The 25,234-nt window shown below is 50.5% G+C and carries 25 protein-coding genes; 4 read left to right on the top strand and 21 right to left on the bottom strand.

Annotated elements, in window-relative coordinates:
* Window positions 1-50 precede the first annotated feature (50 nt).
* Window positions 51-422: a hypothetical protein gene (locus AU11_RS18215; protein WP_156035097.1), complete on the bottom strand. Its 372-nt coding sequence runs from the start codon at window positions 420-422 to the stop codon at window positions 51-53.
* Between the two features lie 70 nt (window positions 423-492).
* Entirely contained in the window at window positions 493-915 is a 423-nt protein-coding gene (cadR, locus tag AU11_RS02340) for a Cd(II)/Pb(II)-responsive transcriptional regulator (protein ID WP_043316142.1), read from the bottom strand.
* A 74-nt stretch (window positions 916-989) separates the two neighbouring features.
* Here cadR and AU11_RS02335 point away from each other — a divergent pair, with 74 nt between their 5' ends.
* Window positions 990-3,173, top strand: coding sequence for a heavy metal translocating P-type ATPase (locus AU11_RS02335; RefSeq protein WP_043316140.1), 2,184 nt, complete (start codon window positions 990-992; stop codon window positions 3,171-3,173).
* 188 nt (window positions 3,174-3,361) lie between these two features.
* Here the strand turns inward: AU11_RS02335 and AU11_RS02330 are convergent, their stop codons facing one another.
* Window positions 3,362-3,682, bottom strand: a complete 321-nt coding sequence (locus AU11_RS02330; protein ID WP_043316138.1) for a helix-turn-helix domain-containing protein — start codon at window positions 3,680-3,682, stop codon at window positions 3,362-3,364.
* 127 nt (window positions 3,683-3,809) lie between these two features.
* Here AU11_RS02330 and AU11_RS02325 point away from each other — a divergent pair, with 127 nt between their 5' ends.
* The 3 genes from AU11_RS02325 (at window position 3,810) to AU11_RS17625 (ending at window position 6,776) form a co-directional block, all read left to right on the top strand.
* Window positions 3,810-4,337 carry a hypothetical protein gene (locus AU11_RS02325; RefSeq protein ID WP_043316136.1) on the top strand — a complete coding sequence of 176 codons (528 nt, stop codon included), beginning with the start codon at window positions 3,810-3,812 and terminating at the stop codon, window positions 4,335-4,337.
* A 3-nt stretch (window positions 4,338-4,340) separates the two neighbouring features.
* On the top strand, window positions 4,341-5,786 hold the full coding sequence (locus tag AU11_RS02320) for a DEAD/DEAH box helicase (RefSeq protein WP_043316134.1): 1,446 nt from the start codon (window positions 4,341-4,343) through the stop codon (window positions 5,784-5,786).
* Between the two features lie 117 nt (window positions 5,787-5,903).
* The gene (locus tag AU11_RS17625) at window positions 5,904-6,776 is read left to right on the top strand and encodes a metallophosphoesterase (protein ID WP_051686878.1); all 873 of its coding nucleotides are present in this window, start codon (window positions 5,904-5,906) and stop codon (window positions 6,774-6,776) included.
* Window positions 6,777-7,032: 256 nt separating this feature from the next.
* On the opposite strand, the gene AU11_RS02310 is transcribed toward AU11_RS17625, so the two are convergent.
* From AU11_RS02310 to rpmF, 18 genes are all read right to left on the bottom strand, one after another.
* Complete coding sequence (locus AU11_RS02310) at window positions 7,033-7,632, bottom strand: NUDIX domain-containing protein (RefSeq protein ID WP_043316133.1); 600 nt, start codon at window positions 7,630-7,632, stop codon at window positions 7,033-7,035.
* Between the two features lie 110 nt (window positions 7,633-7,742).
* Window positions 7,743-8,255, bottom strand: a complete 513-nt coding sequence (locus AU11_RS02305) for a hypothetical protein (protein WP_043316130.1) — start codon at window positions 8,253-8,255, stop codon at window positions 7,743-7,745.
* Window positions 8,245-10,887, bottom strand: coding sequence for a hypothetical protein (locus AU11_RS02300; protein WP_043316128.1), 2,643 nt, complete (start codon window positions 10,885-10,887; stop codon window positions 8,245-8,247). The genes AU11_RS02305 and AU11_RS02300 overlap by 11 nt, the downstream gene beginning before the upstream one ends.
* 8 nt (window positions 10,888-10,895) lie before the next feature.
* The gene (locus AU11_RS02295) at window positions 10,896-13,094 is read right to left on the bottom strand and encodes a hypothetical protein (RefSeq protein WP_043316127.1); all 2,199 of its coding nucleotides are present in this window, start codon (window positions 13,092-13,094) and stop codon (window positions 10,896-10,898) included.
* Complete coding sequence (locus AU11_RS02290; RefSeq protein ID WP_043316125.1) at window positions 13,094-14,314, bottom strand: site-specific integrase; 1,221 nt, start codon at window positions 14,312-14,314, stop codon at window positions 13,094-13,096. The genes AU11_RS02295 and AU11_RS02290 overlap by 1 nt, the downstream gene beginning before the upstream one ends.
* A 58-nt stretch (window positions 14,315-14,372) precedes the next feature.
* Window positions 14,373-14,873, bottom strand: coding sequence for a dUTP diphosphatase (locus AU11_RS02285; RefSeq protein ID WP_081847884.1), 501 nt, complete (start codon window positions 14,871-14,873; stop codon window positions 14,373-14,375).
* 33 nt (window positions 14,874-14,906) lie between these two features.
* A complete protein-coding gene (locus AU11_RS02280) occupies window positions 14,907-15,683 on the bottom strand; it encodes a TatD family hydrolase (protein WP_043316123.1) in 777 nt (258 codons plus the stop codon).
* Between the two features lie 120 nt (window positions 15,684-15,803).
* A complete protein-coding gene (locus tag AU11_RS02275; protein ID WP_043316121.1) occupies window positions 15,804-16,157 on the bottom strand; it encodes a PilZ domain-containing protein in 354 nt (117 codons plus the stop codon).
* Between the two features lie 200 nt (window positions 16,158-16,357).
* Complete coding sequence (locus AU11_RS02270; RefSeq protein WP_051686877.1) at window positions 16,358-17,395, bottom strand: DNA polymerase III subunit delta'; 1,038 nt, start codon at window positions 17,393-17,395, stop codon at window positions 16,358-16,360.
* Window positions 17,392-18,030, bottom strand: coding sequence for a dTMP kinase (tmk, locus tag AU11_RS02265; RefSeq protein WP_043316119.1), 639 nt, complete (start codon window positions 18,028-18,030; stop codon window positions 17,392-17,394). The genes AU11_RS02270 and tmk overlap by 4 nt, the downstream gene beginning before the upstream one ends.
* Before the next feature lie 30 nt (window positions 18,031-18,060).
* Window positions 18,061-19,176 carry an endolytic transglycosylase MltG gene (mltG, locus tag AU11_RS02260; protein ID WP_081847883.1) on the bottom strand — a complete coding sequence of 372 codons (1,116 nt, stop codon included), beginning with the start codon at window positions 19,174-19,176 and terminating at the stop codon, window positions 18,061-18,063.
* Window positions 19,170-20,075, bottom strand: coding sequence for an aminotransferase class IV (locus tag AU11_RS17620; protein ID WP_051686876.1), 906 nt, complete (start codon window positions 20,073-20,075; stop codon window positions 19,170-19,172). Before AU11_RS17620 ends, mltG begins: the two co-directional genes overlap by 7 nt.
* 66 nt (window positions 20,076-20,141) lie before the next feature.
* Window positions 20,142-21,383 carry a beta-ketoacyl-ACP synthase II gene (gene fabF / locus AU11_RS02250; RefSeq protein ID WP_051686875.1) on the bottom strand — a complete coding sequence of 414 codons (1,242 nt, stop codon included), beginning with the start codon at window positions 21,381-21,383 and terminating at the stop codon, window positions 20,142-20,144.
* Between the two features lie 223 nt (window positions 21,384-21,606).
* A complete protein-coding gene (acpP, locus tag AU11_RS02245; protein ID WP_010130751.1) occupies window positions 21,607-21,843 on the bottom strand; it encodes an acyl carrier protein in 237 nt (78 codons plus the stop codon).
* Window positions 21,844-22,067: 224 nt separating this feature from the next.
* Entirely contained in the window at window positions 22,068-22,823 is a 756-nt protein-coding gene (gene fabG, locus AU11_RS02240; RefSeq protein ID WP_043316114.1) for a 3-oxoacyl-ACP reductase FabG, read from the bottom strand.
* An 85-nt stretch (window positions 22,824-22,908) separates the two neighbouring features.
* Window positions 22,909-23,853 carry an ACP S-malonyltransferase gene (gene fabD, locus AU11_RS02235; protein ID WP_043316112.1) on the bottom strand — a complete coding sequence of 315 codons (945 nt, stop codon included), beginning with the start codon at window positions 23,851-23,853 and terminating at the stop codon, window positions 22,909-22,911.
* Window positions 23,854-23,945: 92 nt separating this feature from the next.
* On the bottom strand, window positions 23,946-24,980 hold the full coding sequence (gene plsX / locus AU11_RS02230; RefSeq protein ID WP_081847882.1) for a phosphate acyltransferase PlsX: 1,035 nt from the start codon (window positions 24,978-24,980) through the stop codon (window positions 23,946-23,948).
* Between the two features lie 3 nt (window positions 24,981-24,983).
* Window positions 24,984-25,175 carry a 50S ribosomal protein L32 gene (gene rpmF / locus AU11_RS02225; protein ID WP_043316110.1) on the bottom strand — a complete coding sequence of 64 codons (192 nt, stop codon included), beginning with the start codon at window positions 25,173-25,175 and terminating at the stop codon, window positions 24,984-24,986.
* Between the last annotated feature and the right edge of the window lie 59 nt (window positions 25,176-25,234).

Raw genomic sequence — 25,234 nt, 5'->3', positions numbered from 1 at the left:
AAAAGCGCGCAATTAATAAATATTTGGCACGCAAAAATTCAGGACGTAACTCAGGCTTTGGGAGGACGGAAAAGAGCGGAAAAATACCCGGAGGGAAAAGAAAGATTAATTACTTCCCGCAGAGAGATGCTGCGGATAACAACGAAACGTGTAATCTGACCAAGAATACCAATCACACCAATTCCGTGACAATGGCAGCAATGGTGGCAAAAGTCGGGGCCATTGGGGTGTGAAGCTGATCCCGACTTGACCTTCGAATCTGTTAGTTCTTGAGGAAAATCCACTCCTTGTTGCCCATCCTGATGATGAGGAGGAAGATGAGTGGCAATATTCTGCAGCTCTTCGTGGCTATCATAGAACGCAACTGCTGTCTGGAAGACCAGCAGTGAGATCAGTAGATAGCAAATTCGAGCGTAGTTCATTGCAGGGAATCAATGGTCGACTAGAACGTGCGACAATTTAACAACATACACAAAGAAATTCCAATTCCAGTTAGCTCACCTCAGCTGAGTGGCAACCGCACGCGGATAATCCATGTAAAATTTGACAGGAACCTATGGATTGTTCTCCCGAGCACTGGCTCCTTAAATCCCGCAGCTGTTGCCGCAACTGCTCCAGAGCATTCATTCGACATTCTATAGAGCCTATGTGCTCATCAATCAATTGGTTGATTCCAGCACAGCTCTTACCCGGCATCTCGCGAAACCGAAGTAACTCGCGGATATTATCCAGTGACATATCGAGGGAACGGCAATGCCGTATGAAGCTTAGCTGCTCCACTTGCGATTGACTATAGAGTCTAAAATTCCCCCCGGAGCGCGCTGGCGTGGGTAGCAGCCCCATCTGTTCGTAATAGCGCACTGTCTCCACCTTACATCCCGCCAGCCCAGCAGCCTCACCGATCCTATAGCTCATGATTGCCCTCTTGACTCTATAGTTGCTAGAGGGATTCTAATCCCAGTACCACCCACTGGCTACCGAGTACCCTCATGAAAAAACCGGAATCAGACAAATGTTGTGCCGGCACGAAGTCGCCCGACCTTGCTTCTGGTGAGCCCTCCTCCGCAATCGAAATAGGTGGTGAAACGACACGCCTGTTGATCGCCAAGATGGACTGCCCGACAGAGGAGAGTCTCATCCGCGGCAAGCTGTCTGGCAGGGATGACATCTACCACCTTGACTTCAATCTGGTTCAGCGGACATTAGAAGTGCGCCACGCCGAGGGTATGCAAGATGAGCTACTCGCCTTGCTGAAACCACTGGATCTGGACGCACGACTGGAAAATGCCGGCGAAGCAGAGACGGCTCCACCGCCTGCAGCGGCCAATTGGTGGATACTCGGGGGGGCTGCCATCGCCGCAGTGGCTTCTGAAGTAGTTTACTGGCTACAGGGAGGTAACAACTGGCTTGTTATGCTGCTGGCCCTCGCGGCGATCGCAAGTGGCGGCCTCAAAACCTACAAGAAGGGCTGGATTGCGCTCAGGAACCGCAATCTGAACATGAACGCACTTATGTCAATTGCGGTTACTGGCGCCCTCCTGATTGGCCACTGGCCGGAGGCCGCCATGGTGATGGTGCTGTTTACCTTAGCGGAACTGATTGAAGCAAAGTCGCTGGATCGGGCACGCAACGCTATTCGCGAATTGCTGGCACTTGCCCCGGAAACCGCAACGGTACAAGCGGAAGACGGCAGTTGGGTGGAAACAGATGCAAAGCAGGTTCCTATCAGTAGCCGTGTACGTGTGCGGCCAGGGGAGAGAATTGCACTCGACGGCGACGTCCTTGACGGAGAATCCGCTGTCGACCAAGCGCCGATCACTGGCGAGAGCTTACCGGTTGACAAGGCTCCAGGCGACCAGCTCTTTGCAGGCAGCATCAACGAGTCTGGAGCACTTGAGTACCGGGTCACTGCCGCGGCAGATAATTCCACACTCGCGCGGATCATCCACGCCGTGGAAGCCGCTCAAGGTAGCCGAGCACCGACCCAGCGTTTTGTAGATTCCTTTGCGCGCTGGTATACACCACTGGTTCTAGTGGTTGCAATTGCAACAGCAGTGGTGCCACCTCTATTGTTCGGTGGCGCTTGGTTGGAGTGGGTCTATCGCGCCCTCGTACTGCTGGTCATTGCCTGTCCGTGCGCTCTGGTAATCGCTACACCTGTGACCATCGTCAGCGGCCTTGCTGCTGCGGCCCGGCAAGGTATCCTGATCAAAGGTGGGGTCTACCTAGAGGAAGGCCGGCGGCTACGCTGGCTGGCACTGGACAAAACGGGCACCATCACTCGTGGCGAACCCTCGCAAACCGACTTTGAGCCTTGGGCCAAGAATGACGCCAATGAAGTTCGCATACTCGCAGCCAGCCTGGCCGCGCGCTCCGATCATCCTGTATCTATGGCGATAGCCAGAGCCGCACAGGATGACAATATTGCGTTGCGCGAAGTGAGAGCGTTCTCAGCCTTGGCTGGTCGCGGAGTCAAGGGTGAAATTGACGGCGAAAACTTGCACCTCGGCAATCATCGACTCGTCGAAGAGTTGGGCACCTGTACCAAGGAACTGAAGCAACGCTTAGGCTCACTGGAATCACAAGGTAAAACCGTAATCATGCTGGTGGGCGAGACTGGTGTACTAGCAATTTTCGCCGTGGCTGACACGGTAAAAGATACGAGCCGCGAAGCGATCGCAGAGCTGCACGATCTGGACGTAAAAACCATAATGCTAACCGGGGACAACCCTCATACTGCCGAGGCCATCGCTAAGCAGGTTGGCATAGACCGCGCTCAAGGCAACCTGCTACCACAAGACAAATTGCAAGCAGTGGAAGCTCTGACAGAACATAGCCACACGGGCATGGTCGGCGATGGCATCAATGATGCGCCGGCGCTCGCGCGCGCCAATATCGGTTTCGCTATGGGAGCAGCTGGCACCGATACCGCTATCGAAACCGCCGACGTCGCTCTCATGGACGACAACCTAAGTAAGATCGCTACGTTTATCCGCTTATCTCGAAACACTTCACGTATCCTGAAGCAGAATATAGCGCTCGCTCTGGGCATCAAAGCAGTCTTCCTGCTGCTCGCGTTTACTGGTCAAGCATCAATGTGGATGGCAGTTTTTGCCGATATGGGGACCAGCTTGCTAGTGGTATTTAACGGATTGAGGGTCATGCGACAATGAACGGTCTGACTTAGCGCTTGCAACAAATACAGGAATCTTTCGCACCACAATACATCGAACAGAATATGATAGTGAGTAGGCCTGCCACACCCCGCGCGAATAGCGGCAACAATTGAGATCCTGTCGGCTGATCAGCTTCAGCTTGAGCCATTCAAACTACAACAGATCCCTTCACCGGGCCGACGAGATCAGACCAAGTTGCCTGGTGATGCATTTAGCTGCTTAAGAAGCTCCAACTGCCGTTTCTTAGGAAGCTTGTCGATTTTACAAATCAGCTCGGCCAAGACATCTGATTCGCAGAAAAAGTACGCTACCGGCACACCCAGTTCTTTGCCGATTCTTTTGAGCATCTGGTAGTCAGGGCTGTGTCGCCCCTTTTCGTAATGCGTCATCCGGCTACTGGCCGAGCCTGGCTCAATGCCCAAGCGAATACCCAGCTCTTTTTGGCTGATATCTTTCGCGGTACGCGCTTGGAGCAGGCGCAACGGAATGGGGGAGGAATTGGGCAAAATACGAGCATCTACGAGTTCTCTGGGACTTAGATTGTCTAAGTATATGGGTGTCCGGTATACTTAGGAATCCTAAGCGCCACTATCTCAGCTGTACACTTAATGACCTACTCGATTGCGCTCCCCCATGACTCCATCAAAAATTAGGCCTGAACTACTCGACTTGTTGGTTTCGGGGAAGTTTGACACTTTCACCTGCCCCGCACTTACTCAGGCCTACTTTGCGTTACCTGGCTGCACCAGCCCAACAAAGCGCGCAGCGAGTCAAATTGTTGCGCGGGCGGTCAAGACCCTGAAAGTCGATAACTTGGTTGTGAACACCTCCGCTGCATCCGCGAGATCCAAGCAGTACCAACTCACCGCAGATTTCTATCGGATCTTCTCCGTGACGCGCGGCAATACGGTTCCGGCGTCTGAATCCAACACCACAAATGAAAATTTTCACTCGATACTTGAGGGAAAATTACTTGAATACAAAGTCGAGCTTCTGGAGGCTATGGGGGAAGTCGAAGAGTATGAGGAGTTAAGTAAAACCGCACCCGAGAAAAGGAAACAAATCCAAACGCTCTACGATCGAGCGCGTGACCAATTTTCTAGAACCCAGGGGCGAGTCAAAGCTATTGAGGCCGTTCTCGCTGAAGTAAAGCGATCCTAATCAATGCAACTAAGAAAATGGCAGTCCGAGTGCATATCAAGTGCGCTCGAGCATTACAGTACAGGTGAAACACATTTTCTGTGCTTGGCAACACCGGGCGCCGGGAAAACAGTGATGGCATCCACCCTAGCCAATCAATTATTTGACTCAAATCTAATAGACTTAGTAATTTGCTTTTCTCCTTCTGTCGTAGTGGCTGAGGATTTTAGATATGAGTTGGAGCAAATTACCGGCAATCGCATTGACGGATTGCTTGGGTCTTCCGGATCTTCTCTGACATACCAGTCATTACGTAATCTCGGAGAGCGATTTTGGGCCATTTTTGAGCACTACAGAGTCTTCGTAATCTTTGATGAGATCCATCACTGCGCGGGCAACAGTATTGAGTACTCAAACGCCTGGGGTGAAAAAATTATTACCCATATACAGGGTCGCGCGTCTTATACATTGGCACTCACCGGAACCCCCTGGCGATCAGACCAACTACCCGTAGTCCTGGCTAACTATTGCGATGAAAATCATCTGGTTCGCTGTGATTACCAATACGGCCTCAATGAGGCAATATTAGATAGTGTGTGCCGAACGCCAGTTATGATTGCTATTGACAACAATCAAGTTCAGTTTCAGCGCGACGATGACAGCAAGCAATATCGCTCTTTCAGAAGTTTACTCACCGAATCAGACTGCACTTATCAGGAACTATTAGAAAGTCCAGAATTAATTCTATACTGCTTGAATCAAGCCAACCAGAAATTGGATTCGTTACGGAGGAAAAGGCCAAATTCGGGTGGGTTAATAGTTGCCACATCAATTGCCCACGCCGAGAAGATACACTCAATTCTTGCTGGTGAATTAGGTGAACATGCCGACATCGTGACGCACAAAAATGAAAATTCCATATCTACGATCCACAACTTCAAGAAATCAGATAGGAAATGGATCATATCGGTTGGCATGATCAGCGAAGGAACAAATATCCCCCGCCTTCAAGTATGCTGCCATTTAACCCGGGTAAAAACCGAACTGTACTTCCGCCAAATCCTTGGCAGAATTCTGCGTTCCTGTGGCAGCCCTAATGAAATTGGGTATATGTACTTTCCTGCAGAACCAACACTAATGGAGTACGCAGAGCGAATTGAGAGTGACATCCCAAATACCGCCACTTTAAAATCATTTCTTTCAAAAGCTAATGAACAAGTAAGCTCAGTCCAGGCTCGCCCCAGATCAAATGTAAATAATCAGAAATCGGGAACTGTCAGTTTTTCCCCTCAAGAGCCGGAGGTTGTCTACTCGACGGTAAGAGTTAACGGCAAAAGGCGAGATTTGGAACTGCCGATTGACGCCACATACCAAGATTCAGACTTATCAAGAAACTATTTGAGATCAATAAACATATCTGGAAATTTCATTCGCAAACGGTTATCGCCGCAATTGGCCAAAAGCTATTGACAACCTCAATTACGACATATCAATGCGGTAGACTGCCTTTATTCGTCTCACTGTCGCTCGCTTGTGAATTATCGAAAGCGGAAACTTTCAGCCTTCAATCAACCGCACGAATTTTTCATGAGTCTATTTCTCAACGTTGACAGGAATCTTGCGGGCCGGGACTTTGTCGTCGGCGATGTGCACGGCCACTTGCAGCAACTGCATGCGCAGTTACAGGAGGTCACCTTCGACACATCTCTCGACCGTCTATTCTGTCTCGGGGATCTGATCGACCGAGGCACGGATAGCGAAGCCCTCCTCGAAATGATTGATCAACAAACCTTTTTCAGTGTTGCTGGCAATCATGAAGCGATGATGATCGCCGGGTTCGAGAACCCCGAGACCGCTGCCAGGCATCGCGCTAACGGCGGTGAATGGTTCTACACGCTGCCGCAGGCTCAGCGGCAGCACTTAGTGAGCCAGGCCAGACGCTGGCCTTGGGCCATTGAGCTGGATACCGGCAGCCAGCGTATCGGGCTAGTCCACGCCAATGTTCTCGGCGGTAGCTGGCCACGGACTCAGCTCGCCCTGACCGCTATCGAAGAGGCCTGGTCAGCAGGCATATCACTTGAAGACGACGAGCGAGTGGCGAGTACCGCAGAGCGGTTCTTGTGGGATCGTTCCCTAGCGAGCCAGCTGTATAGGCATCTGCTCGGCCTGGGCAATGCAAAGCGTACTCTGGCCGATTACAAACGATTATTCCTGGAGCGTATGGACACAATTGACCATGCGCAACCAGAAGCGCTTGCCCCATTTCAGATCAGCGGCATCGATGCACTCTACCTTGGCCACAATTTCGTGCCGAGGCCAGTCGCCGTGGGCAACTGCCACTTTCTCGACACTTATCGTGGAGCGCAAGGCGAGCGGTTGGCTTTGGTTTGTGTCAATGAGTTTCCAATCTCCCCGTCCGGCACATCTGCGGTTCCAACCAAATTCCGCCCTGTAATTTAGTATGCCACTACATTCTGGGTTTTGTTTGGAACTTCGCATCCCGGGCCAGATTATTGCCGGCGAGCCCTATTTAGATTCCGACACACTTTGTGGTTCGGGATCATACTGGCAAAATGCCTGCAGACAAGATCGCTGCGAATGATTGCTAGTATTGCGCCAAGCGATTAAATTTTCGACGGATGCAACCGCACTGGAGCTTTGAGGTACACCTAGTAACTCAAAAACCTGTTCAACACTTGACAGCACGTAGCCACCTCTACTTCTTTTCGTTTATGAGAATCTCGCAGATGATTCTAGCCCAGGTCTCAAGGTTGTATTCTCCCTTGAGGAGCTCTTCCGGGGCTCTAAAACCAATCGATCTGAGCTGCTCTTCGGCAGACTCTACACCTTCACCATCCAATTCATGAACATAAATCATTGCCATATGTACACGATCAACCTCTGTTTCATCACTACAAATCATTTTTGGAAGACGACGGGACCGAATAATTTTCGAGGTTAATTTAACTTCTTCTGCTAATTCTCGCTCCATAGCTTTAGCCAACGACTTCCCGATATCAATGACGCTCCCCTCAAAGACGATATCTTCCATATCCCAGTGACCGCCTACTGCTGCCGCGATTAGGTTATGGAGCCTAGATTCCCCACCTGATGTTGTTCGCTGGTAGATCCAAACCTTCCCATCGTGAGTAAACACCGAAATAGGCAGAACCTGCCGAAAATCTTCATCCTTCTCCAAAGAAGCTCGCTGCCCGAGCATTAAGTCCTCAAGCCGCAATTCGTATTCGATCAGTCCATTTTCTCCATGGGCTGCCTTAGAAGCCTTAACACAAACGATATGCTCTTGATGTTTCACTTTTTATTACCTCTTTTAAAATCAACTTCCCAAGCTTTCTTGGTTTCAATATTGTAGTCAGGACATTATCCTAAGTACATTATCTAACTAGCTGAAACTCATATATTACTTCAAATCAATTCGAGTCGCTTCTTAATATCCAAGGGTAGACTCTGAACTGTACGCTCATAAACAGCATCAATTATCTTACTAGTATTGTTCTCATCATGTTCTCTCTGGGCCTGCACTGTCCTCACCAGCTCCTCCTTAGATTTCTGCCTCAGCCCTCCGTTTAACTTTGTATATTTTCTGTCAACTAGAGATTTGAGAGCATCATTCCTTTCTTTCAGAAAATCATTCAAATGAATTGAGTAGCTTGCACTATGGAACAAAGGCTGCGGCTTTACACCACACAACCTAGCCACCTCGGCTTTTGATATTTGATATGTCGATTTCTTTCCGAGCTTCGATTTCGACCCGCATGTTCGAATGTAGTTCTGCTTCGCCTTAACCAGATCCAAAACAAGGCAATAAGCTCTGTACGAACTATTTTTGGTATCTACCCATGCTGGAAGCGATTCAATACATTCTTCTTGGACGACATCATCATCCAAGAACCTAGATAAGTAGTCTTCATTGCTCATACTCTAAAACTCCGCTTTCAAAAGCCAAAGGGCTGCAATTTAGCGCTAGCTCAATAGATTCCTCCATATGCATGATGAAAGCCTCATATCTACAACTGTCACGACTTCTTTCAGAAAGCTCCCTTACACGCTGCAGCGCCTGCTTCACAACAGGGATGTGCATTTCCTTAATGAATTTCGGTAGATTTGGGTTTCTACACGCGTCTATGTCAGGTTTGATATAAACCACAATCCCGCTGAAATTTCCCTCAGAAATACTAGCATTAACACAACCTAAGCAAAATTTAGGTTCCGCGTTTTGTCTCTGAGGGAAACCGTCAATAGAACATTTCGCACTATTCTCTGTGCCTATGCGCAATAAGCAAGTTCCCCAAGGGTTAGACTTTATATCGATCACCCTTTCCTCACTGATGCGCTGGCAAAACTTTTCATAGTCTTGTACTGAATGGACCTTCGTAGACCTCACTGATCTCGTCAAGAAGCGGTCAAAGCCACCTGCAAATGAGTGATCGTTACTGGAAAGTGCATGTAATTGCTGCCTAACAATACTGTTTATGACAGTACGCTTTGCAATTGAATATACCGCTTTGGTTTCCTTGTCTCTTAAATAGGACATGAAAAACGACTCATCCAGGTGTTTAAAATTTGCGCGAATAAACTTACCAACATCTCCTCTATATCTTCTGAGAACCGCCTCAGCCCATATATGGCGAAAAGCATGAGGTGTTGGATAAGGAAGATCGGCAAGCAACATACTGCGTATTTTTGCCACGGCTTCCGGCAACAACTTGTTACTATCCTCCTTTATGAAGCGAAGCCATTCATCAGGTAATAAATCTTCGAAAGATCGACAGTATTTCTGCTCCAAATCCCCTTTTGCATAAGACCGACAGATACCCGCAACATCCTCCAGAATCTCATACACCGGTAGATTGCCAATCAGGAATTCTTTCTGCTCTTTACTAGAGAAAAAACTGTAGTTCAGAACAAAATCTTTCCAGACAAAATCAGATCTTCTTGATATATATTCAGTCGAACGATATATCCTATCCGACTTCTTTTCGTCAAAGTAAGCTACTGGCTTGACCTCTTCAGCAAGGTTTAAGGCGTTCAGTTGGGTTGCAATTAGATATGTAGAAAGGGTCACCTCTCTATCAAGCTTTGTGTCAGAGGATGTCTTTGGTACAGTCCAGTGGACATGAAAACGGAATGGTGTGTATAGGCCATCCAAAACATCATGGTTTCTTTCCACTTTGATACTGCTGAGAGGAAAGCCGAACTCACTCCTTCGCCAGCCAAGTAATCCAAGCAACAATATAGTCCCGCAAGACTCTACGAATAGTAAACCTGATTTCAACTTCCTCAAACCATCTTGCTCAGAATATTGGCAAATACTCTCCGACTGCTTCCGACAAAAACTACTGGTTTCTGCGCGGTCGCCAGTGAGAGTTACTCGATTTGCGCCTACAGTTTCCAAACAAATATCTTTGAACTGCGGAAATGTAAGATTTGGCATCTCTGAGTTCGCTGACAACGCAGAGCTATACTCAGAAAAAATTTCTTCAGCCGATTTGACCTCATTCCCGCTAAACAATGAAAAGACGACTGAGCGGACAAACTCTTGAGTATCGAACCTCTGCTCAAGCCCGGATATACTAATTATCTGGTTGATTACATCTATCTTGTAAGCACAAGATAGATGTGCGTAGCTGTTGAATATAGCTACAAATCTTTCGTTGAATATATCGTAAATTAAATCCCTGTTGCTTAGCCTAAAATATCGCTTCACATATACATCTGGAAAATTCTCAGGTGTATCACCGAGCAAAAACTGAGCTACAACAGAGCCAATGGAAGCCCAGTTCCCCATTCCTAGCCGCGCCTTAACCTCATCTTCTATCGTATATAATGTCTTGCGCGCGGCGGCAGCGAATTGAAAGTGTTCGTCGAATTCATTTGCGCAATGATCAATATAATGCTTACCAATATCCAATCCCAGGAAGTTAAACGACCCACCTTTACGGTAATCAGCGGCTGTCACACCAAGGTGGCTTCTGCACGCCTCATCAAGGGCAGAACGGCTTTTAATTGTAGATATAGACCCAATTGGCCGATCTGCGCCAAAAGCCTTTAACGATCTAGAAAGTCCGTCGAGACCGAGCCTTGCGATAACTGCCGGGCCCGCAGCAGATAAGGAAGGCGTCGCACCATCATCAGTGAATCTCTTGAGCAGTAGATATCCGTAGAATTCAGACAAATTTGAAGTGTCTACCACATCAGTTTTAGATTCTTTAAAGTAAGAAAATAAAAGAGCTAGAGATTTAACTGACCTCATGGCAATGGCATCTACACTCTGCGTTCGTTCAAAAATCAATAGCCACAAGACCTTACCCATCTCTTGAACGGTCAGATTGATCTTTTCGCCCTTATAATCCAATACGGGACTATCCGTATAGTCGCAATCCGGATGGTCTAGCACACGGAAGTCCACCAAACGTTTACTTCCTAGATCCCAAGTGCTCTCATGAAATGTTGTGTCGCCTGTCGCACCCGCAAGAAGAAGAAGGTCATTCATACTCTTAAAAAATGCGTTTCGAGGACTTAAGTCGTTTTCTTTCTCGATGATGACCATGTATAAACCTATGTATGGGCACTAAACAATGGAGGTAGTGTCCGGGAGTATTTGTCGTATAACCCCCTGCCTTCGACTTCGCTCTTAAAGCGGCGATCTTGAAAAAGTTGCTCAATCCACTCTGCTGTTGGGAGCACAGTTAAAAACAAATAGTCAGGCGAGTGCTTGAGTATCATCCTGTACTTTTGGCGTACTTCGGATAGATAGTGAAGAAGCTTCAGCACCGTCTCCGGCGTATCCACCATGTGAATGGCATCCCCCACCCTGCTTGCCCGAGAAACTGAGATAACCCCAAGGTCGTCAACTCTTCCATCACTTTGACCAGTGACAAGTTTCAATCTTGCCGTCACTTCGTCTTTCTTTCTAGTAATATAAGAAGCTGCCTTTGTGTATTCACTATTAAATACTTGCCTCTCAGACTTTGATGCACGGAAAAGGTTTACCGTGAGATCCTGCATTACAGCTCTTGTCACACGTCCACAATTGTTGAGCCATTCCTCATTCGCATCAGTGAGATATGACTGCCTTTCAGTGCTATTTGTATGAGAGTGATAGTTTACTAGGCTTGACGGATCAAATTGGTCCGAACCTGAATGTACAGCCGAGGTTTTAATTACGGATGGCCCAAACAAGCTCTTCGGAGCAGGAAAACAAACCTGTTTCTGATGAGAGTATTCTCCATTTTCCATAATAGACAACATTGCGTCTAAGAATACTGTTGAAGCTGAAAAAGCACTCAATTTGGATTCAATCTCTTCTCTCAATTCACACTGCATGAATAGAAAAATCTGGGCAGTAAATCTTGATGTACAACTCAGCCTCTTCCATGCTTCAGACAAGCATTGATCATCCATTCCGCGTTCGCTAATGAATTTCAATAGACACCGGCCAAGATTGGTGTTGGCTTTAATATCCCTCGTGGAGTGAAAAGTCCCAGATCTACCCTTGTGGTAGTCAAGCTGGATATGTGTAATCTTCCCATCACGACGAGTCAAAAACCGAAAGTTTTTCCGCTTCAAGAGAGAAATATCTGAGGCTTGAACCGTTTGCGCGGCCATTATCCAATGAAAGAAAATATGCTCGGCCCAACACGCCGGGACAACACCTTGCTCTCGTGCCGCGTAACGCGACAAGTCACGCAAAAACGGGATACTGAAAAAAAGTAGTAAATCGCTGCATGCAATAGTAATCTTGCTTTTCCTTAATGCGCCATCACCATTCATGCTTCTATTTTCAAAAAAAGCATTACAATAGAGACTCCAATGACTTGGCATTGTGCAGGTTTGTAAGAAAATTCTTATAGCCCTATCAAGCCGTGGGCTATGCCCCTCAAAAGAATGATATCGACCTCTCAATAGTTCAAATAGACATTCAAAGTTCTTCCTCATGTGCATCACATAGTCGTTATTATTATCAAATGAGTCTCTAGTCTTCTCTACTGGGATGTCAGCCTCTCTTATGTTCGCCTCACGAAAGAATCGTATCAACTCACTCTTGCATTCTTGGACCTCATAGAATGTGACTTCAACAGCCACATTAAATGAGTTAATGATTGCCTTAGGCGAGGCCAGTCTAGAGTATAAGTCATGACCGACACCTACATCCTCCCTTCTCAGCCATTGCATTTGAGAGAACCAGCCCGTTAGCGACAAGTCCCCTGGATCTGAATGTGGGGCGGCCTTTACTTTGGTAATCATATCCAGATGGGACAACTCTGAATGGGAAAGTAATTTACTGTAATCTTCGTCCGTTATAATTCTGATCAGGGAACGTTTGAGAAAATATAGGCCCACACTCTGAGGCTTAACCTTGTTGATATTTACTCTATGAGTCTCAAAGAGCTTTAGGATATCAACCCTCCCTGATTCCTTAGCACCTTCATTTGTAATGAAGCTTATAAATTTGGGGATGACTATATGACACTCTTTACGATCAAACGCGGAAGCCTCGTCATTATTGAAATTTGTATATACAATCCTGTGCAAGGCGCCGAATATCAACTTAACTACAGGCGTTGAATTTGCGTCAATCGAAACCCGCCTTTTCTTTGAGGCCCCACATCTTGGGATAACAAAAGACATGGCCTCGATTACAAATGGATAATCCTTTGTCTGCTTCTTTGATTCAAGCTCAGCTTCCATCAATGATTGCTGATCAAATAAACTATCATTAATATCACGTGAAGTTAGTTCGTCAGCATCAAGCATTACACAAGTCCTTCATATTGCATCTTGATGTGACAAGACCTTATATAACTTCTAGTTGTCACTGGAGCTTTACCGTCAGCCGCGTTATGCCCCAAAAGTCGCGCCACAGTCAGATAAACCTGTGACGTTGGTGTGACATTATCCACGGCCATACCATTATCGGAAGCGTACTCATAGAACTTATCAGTGCCATAAGAGTGGCGGAGTACATGCCCTGTGTGATCTTTCTCAAGCATCTGCCCCTCTACAGGCAGCAAACCCGCTTCTTGCTTGGCCAGGACTTCGTCTCTAGCCTCTTTGAATATGCGGGAAGCTCTTCCTTCATCAATAGGGCTACCTATTTCGGAAGGAGAGTTATTTACAAAGAAACTGTTGTGTTCCGTCATTGGTCTCTCCGTTTCGAAATATTCCCTCATCCTCTGCAGTAGTGATCTATGAATATAAATTGTACGAGATCTACCCCCTTGGAACCTTACCCCCTTGGTGTATATACCCTGAAGGAAGTACTCGAATACATCTCGATCTGGATCATTATCCATTTTCTTGAATAGAGACATTAGGCCTAGGTGTTTTTTTCCGCCAACATGAAAATCATTAACCAAAAGACCGAGGTTTTCTTTGGATCTTAAACCCAGCTCCCCTCCTGTGCGAAGCAATAGTTCATCACGAATTGATTTCGTATTTCTGTAAATAATAGATCGCAATTCCGGAGTTAAATACTTAACAGCAGTTCTAATCTTCTGTTGTTGTCTAGCTTTCTGCTTCGCATTTGAACTTACATATATGCGTTTTATCTGTGCAAAACCTACTTTAGCCAGATAGTTGTAGTATGCATTTAATGCCATTAAGTGCTGCTGTACTGAAAGCAGACTCGCTCCGCGCTCACCAATAAGCACGTCAGCAACATAGTAATTTATCAATCTGTCTGGGAGATTGTGGTGAGTAGCAAGTGTTACGTGTTTACTAGTCTTTGAGTAGTCTTCGACCCAGCAAAGGAAAGTACTGAGTCGCTGCAAGATGATTTTTATGGTACTTGGTGAGACGTCTTTCTCTGCGAGGCTCCTAGATACGAAACCGCGTCCATCGCTGGAATCGACAGCTTTGTATACATGAGCATTCCTATGAAGGGCATGAGAAAAAAAACAAGGAAGGAGTAGCGGCTTCAATTCATCGTCCGCGAACAGGGTTGCCCCATGAGCCTCCGAATAATATTTTATCATCCACCACCATCCATACGGTATTATCCACAAGCAATGGTACGCATAAGTACTTTATGGCTCAACAACAACATACGTTTTTTTCAGCTTTACCACAGTGCGTAGTTAAGCGGTTCAGTACTTTTTTGCCGACATAACGCCGGTAAAGTTCGTCGAAACCCATTTCGCAACCGGCCATTAATTGTGCAAACCCCGGCAGGTCGAACTGCTTGGTCGACAGCGTGTTCAGGGTGAAGGCTTCCAGGTTCTCGCGGAAGTCCCCTGCTTCCAGCGCTGCCGCTTCCAGTTGCTGCTGCATTTTGCTGGCAACTTCTTCCGGGGAACCCTGCTGCAGCTCCAGGCTAAGGCCAAAATGCCAGATATCGACCAGCTCCAGCTTGACCTGCTCCATTTCAGGCTGCTGCTTTTTCCACCACTTCCAACCGTAGTGATCCAACAGCTCGGCACTCTCCACCCAGATGGCGCGGTACCAGGCAAAGTTTTGTGCACGCCAGTTTTCATTGACGACGGTGTTGATGGCATCTTGCAGGGCCAGCATGGACTGCAATTGTTGTTGTGACATGGTGATTCCTAAATGAAATACGGCGCGCTGGCTTCAGACCGCGCGGGGGAATAGACGATGGAAGTTCGCGGTGGTCGCTTCGGCCAGCTCTTCATAGGTGAGCCCGCGCAGGTCAGCAATAAATTCAGCCACTTCGCGTACATAAGCCGGAATGTTTGGCTTGCCCCGGTATGGTACCGGCGCCAGGTAAGGTGAATCGGTTTCCACCAGCAGGCGATCCAGGGGTACCTGCTTCGCGACGTCGCGCAACGCTTCTGCGTTCTTGAAGGTCACGATACCCGACAGGGAAATGTAGTAATTGAGATCCAGGGCCTGCTTCGCCATTTCCCAGGATTCGGTAAAACAGTGCAGAACACCGGCGTGTTCGCGACTGCCGTGGGCCCTGATCAGATTAATGGTGTCCTGCCGGGCATCGCGGGTATGCACGATCACCGGCAACCCCACTTCCCCGGCGGCCTCAAGGTGAGCGATGAAGCTCTGTTGCTGTACCTCTTTGGTCTCGGTGCTGTAGTAGTAATCGAGACCTGTCTCACCCAGAGCAACAACCTTCGCTTTTGCAGACAGCATTTTCAGCTTGTCGACGTCGGCCAGCCCGGACTCCACGTCCAGCGGGTGTACACCCACCGAGCACACTACGTCTGGGTATTTCGCAGCGATGGAAACCACCTGATCGACATTCTCCAGGCTGATACCGACACACAGGAATTTTCCGACACCGCGGCTCCGCGCAAGCGCCAGGACATCATCCAGGTCTCCGTCGAATTTATCGAGTTTTAGCCTGTCCAGGTGACAGTGAGAATCTACCAGCATCAATCTCTGCCTTTCGGAATGTGTGCGAGCGGGGAATTATACAGATCGGCCCCATAATGCGCGCGCTGCGGCATGGAGCCCGGGCGGAAGAGTGGACTTCCGCCACACTGGAATGGACGTTTACAGCGTATGTGTCGGACGGCTGGACTCGAGCGAGCCCGCCAGCAGAGTTTCGATCTTACCCTGGGCCATATTTTCTTTGTCGCTGAACTGGATACCGATCCCCGGGGTGCGGTTCCCCTGGGCTCCACCCGGTGTGATCCACACGACTTTACCGGCTACCGGCAATTTCTCGGGTTCATCCATCAGGCTGAGTAACAGAAAGACTTCATCTCCCAGGTTATAAGACTTATCAGTATTGATAAAAAGGCCACCATTTTTCACAAACGGCATATAAGCTGCGTACAACACGGATTTGTCCTGGATTTTCAGCGACAGAATACCGTTGCGGGCACCGCCCCCCATACCTTTCATAGTTGACCCCGTATTAGTCATCCAACGAGCCCGGCGCATCCGCCGATCTCTATTCCGACATGACCTTTGGTTGTTATTTGATCGCCGATTCGGCTATTGAGTGCGACTCAAGCAATCGACGGATACTGAATTGTCGCCTTAACTTACCCCGATGGCCAGTAACCTGTCCACACCGGCTGTGCGCTTGGCACCTTCCGACGCTAGCGAAACAGTGCTGACCAGCGAATCAGCAGCTCCTCCAAAAGAAGTCGCTTGTTCGGATTGCTGTTGCCGGAAAGCAACGCTCTTGCCTTGAGCAGGTGGTCGTAGAACACAAACACCGGCCTTAGACTCTCCGGACCAGTGCCTGGTAACCGCTGCAGGAGTGCCATTATGTTTGTATCAGCAATCCGGTCGACACTGCGGGATTTCAGCATCAGTGCCAACCAGCTTTGCCAGAATTGCAGCAGCAAATTCAGATCAGCGCCCTCTCCCGGATTTTCCCACTTACCTGCAAGGGTGACGGGGCTCTCATCACCGCGAGTAAGCGTGGCCAGGTCGGCGAAAAACTGCTGTCGGACCTCCTGAGATTCCGGCTCCATCAACCTGACTGCAAGTAACGGCGCACCACCAGCGAGGTCGAGTGCGGTACCTGCCTCCTCACCCTCAATACCACTCTCCTGCATCCAGCGAAGAGCGGATTGCTGGGGGGGCACCGGAAATGCAATGGTCTGACAGCGGCTTCGGATTGTCGGCAGTAGTCCTGAAGGGTGATCGGTGATCAATAGAAAGATAACGGAACCACTGGGCTCTTCCAGATTTTTTAGCAACGCATTGGCGGCATTGATATTCATGGCTTCCGCCGGTGCCAACAACACGACCCGGGCACCTTCGCGACCGCTGGTACGACCAACAAATTCACCCAGCTCGCGAATCTGCTCCACCTTCAGCGGCCCCTGTTCCTTTTCTGGTACGACCTGAGTGAAATCCGGGTGTGATCCAGCCACACGCAGCTGGCAGCCTCGACACTCGCCACACGCCAGCCCATGACGTGGCTGGTCGCATAAAAGTAACGCGGTAAACGCTTCAGCAAAACGCCGTTTCCCAAGACCCGCCTGACCACTGATCAGTAATGCGTGTGGGCAACGGCCCGCAATCCATTGAGCCCCAAGGCGCTGCCATTGGGCCGCCTGCCAGGGCAGCGGTGACGGAATAAGCGGCTGCTCTGGGGTTTTCCGCTGGTCACCTTGAGTGCTCATGAATCACCCGCAATTTGCTGCAGCGCAGATGCCAGGCTCTCTTGCACGGCTTCCAGCGGGACTGAAGCATCTATGATTCGATAGCGGTCTGGAGCATTGTCCGCACGCCGGCGGTAAGCGGCACGTACCTTCCTGAAAAAGTCGATCTGTTCGCTCTCGAAGCGGTCCGCCTCCCCTGTGCTTGCGGCGCGCTGTAGACCGATCTCAGGGGCAACATCCAGTAGAAGCACGCAGTGGGGTCGCAGGTTCCCTTGTACCATTTGCTCAAGCTGGGCAATCAGCGCCCAATCCAGTCCCCGACCGCCCCCCTGGTAGGCGTAAGTCGCGTCGGTAAATCGATCACAGACCACCCATTTCCCAGCGGCAAGCGCTGGCTTAATCACTTGATTCAGGTGCTGGGCGCGCGCGGCAAAAACCATGAGTAACTCTGCGGTGGGATCCACTGCCTCATCACGCTTTTCCAGCAGGAGTTGCCTGAGTTGCTCGGCCATTGGCGTGCCGCCCGGCTCTCGCGTTTGAACATAGGGAATACCCTGCTTATCCAGCCACTGGGTAATAAACCGGAGATTGGTGGACTTCCCCACCCCCTCTCCGCCTTCCAGCGTGATGAATTTTCCCTGGGGTAAATCTTGCATATGTATACCGGTCTTCAATAACGGCAAATTTTAATTCTGTTTTACATCCGCGGGACTTGAACGGTAGTCAGACCGACGCTTCAGCTGATATTGGCGCACCGCGCGGTTGTGCTCGGTCAGGGTCTCGGAGAACTTATGCGAGCCGTCGCCCTTAGCAACAAAGTAAAGGGATTGCCCCTCCTTTGGGTGCAGGGCGGCATGGATGGCTTCGCGCCCCGGCAGAGCAATCGGTGTGGGCGGCATGCCCTTGATGACATAGGTATTGTAGGGCGTAGCCTCACGCAGATCGGCACGGCGTAAATTGCCCGCGTAATTTTCACCCATTCCATAAATTACGGTGGGGTCTGTCTGTAGACGCATCCCTTTATTCAGTCGCCGGACAAAAACCCCGGCAATTTCGTCGCGTTCCCAGGGCACTCCGGTTTCTTTTTCCACAATGGAGGCCATTATCAGTGCATCGTAGGCGCGGTCGTAAGGTAAATCACTCGCGCGCTTTTCCCACTCTTCAGCGAGTACACGGTTCATACGCTGATGAGCTTGTCGCAGGAGATCCAGGTCGGTGGTACCCGACCGATAAATATACGTATCCGGGAAAATCAACCCCTCTGGGTTGCCCTCGATACCCAGTGCCTGCGCTGCCGCCGCGACGGTTGCGGCGCTCTCTGTAGGCTTTATTTTGTTTGACCCACGCACCAGGTCCAGGGCTTGGGCAAATGTCCACCCCTCAACTATCGTAAGACGATAGCGGGTGACATCCCCGCGGTTCATCCGTGCCACCAGATCCATGGCATTACTTCCCGCAGGAATCAGATACTCCCCGGGGTGTATATGTCCCAGTTTCTTCACTCGCGCGTACGCAAGTACCAGACGCGGATAACGCACCACATCCTGGCTCGCAAGCTCGTGTACTACGCGGGAAAGGTTGCTGCCGGACTCAACGTCGATACGCAAACCATCCAGCGGGACGTCCAGGGGCTCAACCAGCGCATTTTGAGTGAACCAGAATGCCGCGCCGCCAGCGAAGACACCAACCACCACCAGCACAAGAAAAACGCGCAGAGCTTTTGATAACAGCCCGATACCCGATGGCTGGCGTTTTGACGACTTTGTGGAAGCATTCTTACTGCGCTTTTTCTTCGCTACCATAACTTTTCCGAAATTCTTTGCTGCAATGCCGATACGGCCGGCCCGGGCATTACCGGAATGCTCTCATTTGGTGTCACCGACATACCACTCGGTGACCGGTGCACCGATAGCAGTCGCGCCGGTACCACTCCTCGGACGCTATTGCAGACTGCGAGCTCGTCTGCCACCTGTAACTCCGAAAGTGAAATGTCATCATCGCCGATTTCCACCTGACCAGCCAGCCAGCGAAGCATTACGCCCCGCACTCCAAACCGTCCAAGGTTCGGGGTGCGCCAGCACCCATCACGCAGGATAAGCAAGTTACTGCGGGACGCCTCGATGGCAAAGCCATCCGGGTCGCAGAGCAATGGCTCCAGCAGGGGGCCACCGGCACTACAGAAGGCGGGAAAGCGCCATTCATTCGCCGCCAGATCGTAGGTTTTTCGATCGAGCAATTTACAACCCATGTGATCGGATTGCACAGAACCTATGCACGAATTGGCATCGGAATCACTGAAAGGTGAGCGGGTATCCGCCTCGCTCAAACGAGTGTCGCAGGGTCCGAGTAACACACCATTGTCCCAGGGTGACGGAACTTCCAGCGGGAATGCACTGATATCCCAATGCGGAGACAACACGGTATCGGTGGACACACTTCCGTAACGCAAGCGCAGGCGAGCACCGTGAGCCCAGTGTTGTGTACGGGCGGCAACCGCGCCCAAGGACTCGGCGATCCTGCACTGGGTATTGCGCGCGAGATTCGCGCTGCGCGTGAGCCTCTCAATGTGTAATTGCAACAGAGGGATAGACCCGCGGTCCGCACGCATAGTCTCCAATAGCCCATATTCAAACGCACTATCGGGAACGACGGCCTGCTGCTCACCGCTGGCAGAGTAGTAAAGAGAGAGTGTATCCGTCACGGATATAAAGTGTTGGCGACAGCCCGACGATTGCACAATCTGCCGGGCACTCACCAGTGCAGTCAGTTAAACACGCTGAAAGATCAGCGAGCCATTGGTACCACCAAACCCAAATGAATTGGACAAGACCGCGTCGATTTTCATTTCCTGGGCTTTATGGGGTACCAGATTTACGCCGACACAGGCTTCGTCAACATTGTCGAGATTGATGGTCGGGGGAGCTACCTGATTTTGTAGGGACTTCACAGAAAAGATCGCTTCAATGGCACCAGCCGCGCCCAACAGGTGGCCGGTCATAGACTTGGTGGAGCTGACCGCAAGCGTGTCCAAACAATCGCTGAATACCGAACGAACCGCAGCAATCTCCGCTTTATCACCTAACGGTGTGGAAGTGCCATGGGCATTGATATATTGGATCGCGGACGCCTCCATACCCGCATCTTTCAATGCGTTCGCCATAGACAATGCTGCACCAGCACCATCTTCCGGAGGTGATGTCATATGATGCGCATCGCCACTCATGCCGAAGCCACTCAGCTCGGCGTATATTTTTGCTCCACGGGCTTTCGCGTGCTCGTACTCTTCCAGTACCAGCACACCGGCTCCCTCCCCTAATACAAACCCATCACGGTCTTGGTCCCATGGGCGACTGGCCGCCTGGGGGTCATCATTGCGCGTGGACAGGGCGCGCGCCGCACAAAACCCACCCAAGCCAACCGGGGTGGTGACCATTTCCGCACCGCCGCAAACCATCACATCGGCGTCGCCATACTGGATAGTGCGCAGACCAAGGCCAATTGCATGGGTACCAGTGGTACAGGCAGTGGTGGTAGAAAGATTCGGGCCTTTCATACCGTATTTAATCGACAGATTGCCGGACACCATATTGATGATGGCACCAGGCACGAAGAACGGAGAAACCCGACGCGGGCCCTTCTCCGCAATCAGCATGGCATTGTTTTCGATGGCCGCAATGCCGCCCATTCCGGAACCGATACAGGCGCCAACACGCGGTGCAATTTCATCAGTGACTTCCAGGCCGCTGTCTTCCATGGCCTGGATACTGGCACTCATGCCGTACTGCAGAAATACGTCCATCTTGCGCGCTTCTTTTTGCGCAACATGGGGTTCGGGATCAAAATTTTTGACGGTTGCCGCAAAGCGGGTGGTGAATGCAGAAACATCAAAAGTCTCAATCGGCACGACACCGCTGGTGCCAGCCAACAAAGCGGACCAGGTATCCTCAAGTGTGTTGCCGAGCGGGCTGACTACGCCCATACCGGTGATAACGACTCTTCTTTTAGACACTTGTGCCTCCCCCGAAATAAATCTACTGCGCCACAACGAGAATGCTGTTGTCGGTCGCTTGTTTATCAATATGCATTTTTTATCAATATGCAAATAAACGGAGAGCCGCGCTATGCAACATAGAACGGCTCTCGCGATGCTTTCAGTACTGCCTAAACACTCTTGTTAAGACAGTACGAGCAAAAGGCAATGCGTACCTTTTACTAACGCTATCCAGCAGGAATCAACCCAGGTTCTGGTTGATGTAATCGATGGCCAGCTGAACAGTGGTGATTTTCTCTGCTTCTTCGTCAGGAATTTCAGTTTCGAATTCCTCTTCCAAAGCCATTACCAGCTCAACTGTGTCGAGGGAGTCAGCGCCCAGATCTTCAACAAAGGATGCTTCAGGTTTTACATCTTCTTCCTTCACGCCCAGTTGTTCAGCAACGATCTTTTTTACGCGCTCTTCAATGCTGCTCATGATTCAATTTAACTCCTAGTGGATAAAAATCTGTTTTGGTCACTGTATAAAATTTGCACGCCATTATTGGCGAATCAGTAACCGGCTAACACAGCTTGTGGTTAATGCGAGGCGGCATTGTACCCTGATTTTTTCGGGATGTAATGCACCGCCTCCCAGCAACCGTTGAATGATAAATTTTTCTTTACCAATCAATTAGTTACAGCGATTTTCTCGAGAGAAAATCAACCCATATACATGCCGCCATTCACATGAATGGTCTCCCCGGTCACATAGCCACCAGCATCACTGGCCAAAAATGCGACAACCGATGCGATCTCTTCTGGCGCGCCCAGGCGACCCAGAGGAATTTTGCCCAGTAGCGCTTCACGCTGCGCTTCAGGCAGAACTTTGGTCATATCGGTATCGATAAAACCTGGAGCGACAGTATTAACAGTAATACCTCGCGATCCGACTTCCGCTGCCAGCGCCCGAGCAAAGCCACCAACACCGGCCTTGGTTGCAGCGTAGTTGCTCTGGCCCGCATTACCCATGCTGCCAACCACGGAGCTGATATTGATGATTCGCCCCCAGCGCGCTTTGGTCATATCGCGCAGACACGCTTTGCTCACACGATAGACGGCAGTCAGGTTGGTGTTCAGGACATCTTCCCACTCATCGTCTTTCATGCGCATCAGCAGGTTGTCTTTGGTAATACCGGCGTTGTTCACCAGAATGGTCGGCGCGCCAAACTCGCCTTTCACCGCCTCCAATACTTCCGCGATGCTTTCCACGCTAGTGACGTTCAGTTCTTTGCCGGCACCCTTGATACCTTTTTCCGCAAAACGCGCAGAAATTTTTTCAGCACCGGAGGCACTGGTGGCGGTACCAATGACGATAGCACCCTGTGCGCCCAGCAAGTCGGCAATCGCTGCACCAATGCCGCGACTTGCGCCAGTAACCAGTGCAACCTTTCCTTCCAGCGAAGTTGAAATTGTCATAGTTTCTCCCGATCACCTACTACAGCAGCCAAATGCAACTGCAATAAGGTGTCTCGTCCATTTTGTCTAATTTTATCGGTAACGATTACGGTGCGGTTGTTTTTGCCGCTTCCGATAACTGCTCTGGCTTTTCGATATTGAGCGCGCTCAGGTTTCGGTCGATACGCTTGGCCAGTCCGGCGAGCACTTTACCAGGGCCACACTCTACCAACTGCTGGATACCAGATGCGGCCATTGACTGCACGCACGCCGTCCAGCGAACCGGGCTGTAGATCTGCTCGACCATCAATGCTTTGATCGCCGCCGGATCACGCTCTGATTTCGCGTGCACATTGTGAACTACGGGAATTTCCGGCGCGTTAAATACTGTCGCTTCAATTTGCGGCGCGAGTTTTTCTGCGGCCGGGCGCATCAACTCGGTATGAAAAGGGGCGCTCACCGGAAGGGGAAGAGCCCGCTTGGCCCCAGCGGATTTACAGGCCTCAATCGCGCGCTCCACAGCTGCGGCACTACCGGCAATGACAACCTGCCCGGGAGAGTTATAGTTCACAGCGGACACCACCGCGCCTTGCGCCGACTCAGTACACGCCGCCTCAACCGCCTGATCCTCGAGGCCGATGACTGCAGCCATGGCGCCCTCTCCGGCCGGAACGGCTTCCTGCATCAAGCGCCCGCGCTCACGCACCAGGCGCACACCGTCTTCGAATGCCAAGACACCGGAACACACCAGTGCCGACCATTCACCAAGGCTGTGACCGGCCATGATCGCCGGTACCGGACCGCCCTGCGATTGCCATGCGCGATACAGAGCAACACTGGACGTCAGGAGCAAAGGCTGTGTTCTTTCGGTCTGGTTGATTTCTTCCTGACTGCCGTTCTGGCAAAGATCCCAGAGATCGTAACCAAGTACAGAGGAAGCTTCAGAAAAGGTCGCGGCGACCTCGGGGAAAGCCTGGGCGGCATCAGCCAGCATACCGATCTGCTGGGAGCCCTGGCCAGGGAATACGAACGCCAAAACTGGATTGGTCATGGAACATCCTTTAACCAAATGATTGAATTCCAGGGAGGCTGTGCAGTTGGCGCCGACGCTTAGGCCGAAATACCAACGCGCTCTTTCACGTGTTAATTACACCCGCTTTGACGCTGGGCCTGGTATGCCATGGCCCTTCCGACCAAATGTGCCAGGTCTGAATCGGCACACTCTTTTGCGGTCAACATTGCGCGGTAAAACGCCTCACTGCTGGCACCGCCATGACTTTTGATGACGTTGCCTTCCAGCCCTAAAAAGCTGGCGCCATTATAGCGACCAGGCTCCAGCTGTGACCGCCATTTTCGCAACAAATTTATGGCTAATTGGCCAAAAAAACGCTTGATCGGCGCCTTATTGTCAATCGTGAACGACTTCTGACCAATTAGTCGAATAACTCCTTCAGCGGATTTCATCGCCACATTGCCCATCAGGCCGTTACAGACCACCACATCTACCACGCCGGTAAAAATATCGTGCCCCTCAACAAACCCCACATAGTTAATCGCAGGGTCAGCCTGCAGCAACTGACCGGCACGACGAATCTCTTCTGTCCCCTTGTGCTCCTCGGCGCCGATGTTCAGCAGCGCTACGGAAAGCGCCTCTTTCCCAGAAAAAACGCGCTGCGCCTCAACACCCATCCGGGCGAACTGCAGTAGATCTTCAGCACTGCAATCAATATTTGCACCAAGGTCCAGCAAAAAGCACGAACCATCCGCGGTGGGCAGCGACTTGCCGAGGGCTGGGCGTCTCACACCTTCCACTGTACCGAGAATACTCCGCCCCAAAGCCAGCAGTGCACCGGTATTCCCGGAGGTCACCATAGCACCGGATTCTCCGGTGGAAACCGATTGCAGCGCCTTGGCCATTGAGGATTCGCGCTTGTGACGTAATGCCTGTACCGGGTTGCAGCCTTGGGTTATCACCTGGACGCAATCCACCACCTCCAGGCGCTCACGCACGGATGGCGGTTCTTTGATCAGGAGGGACTGAAGTTCAGAGCGAGGACCGAACAGTTTGAGTTCTGCCCGGGGATAGCGGATAAGAAACCTTGAGCAGGCCGGAACGACAGAGCGGGGACCTAAGTCCCCGCCCATCGCATCCACGGCCAATCGAAATTGGCTGGACAAAACTTACTCTTCTTCGGAAGAGCCACCAACATCGATCACTTTACGACCGCGGTAGAAACCGTCTTTGGTCACGTGATGACGGTGGTGCTTTTCACCAGTAGTCGGATCTACGGACAGAGTTGGTCCGCTCAGAGCGTCGTGAGAGCGACGCATGCCGCGACGGGAACGGGTTTTTTTGTTCTGCTGAACAGCCATTTGGTGCTCCTAAACATACTTAACAGTTAACACCGGAACCGGGGCGCCTACCGGCGAGC

It is taken from the genome of Microbulbifer sp. HZ11, from assembly GCF_000708675.1.
Taxonomy (GTDB): domain Bacteria; phylum Pseudomonadota; class Gammaproteobacteria; order Pseudomonadales; family Cellvibrionaceae; genus Microbulbifer.
Note: the sequence above shows the minus strand (reverse complement) of the source record. Positions and strands in the feature narration are given on the sequence as shown.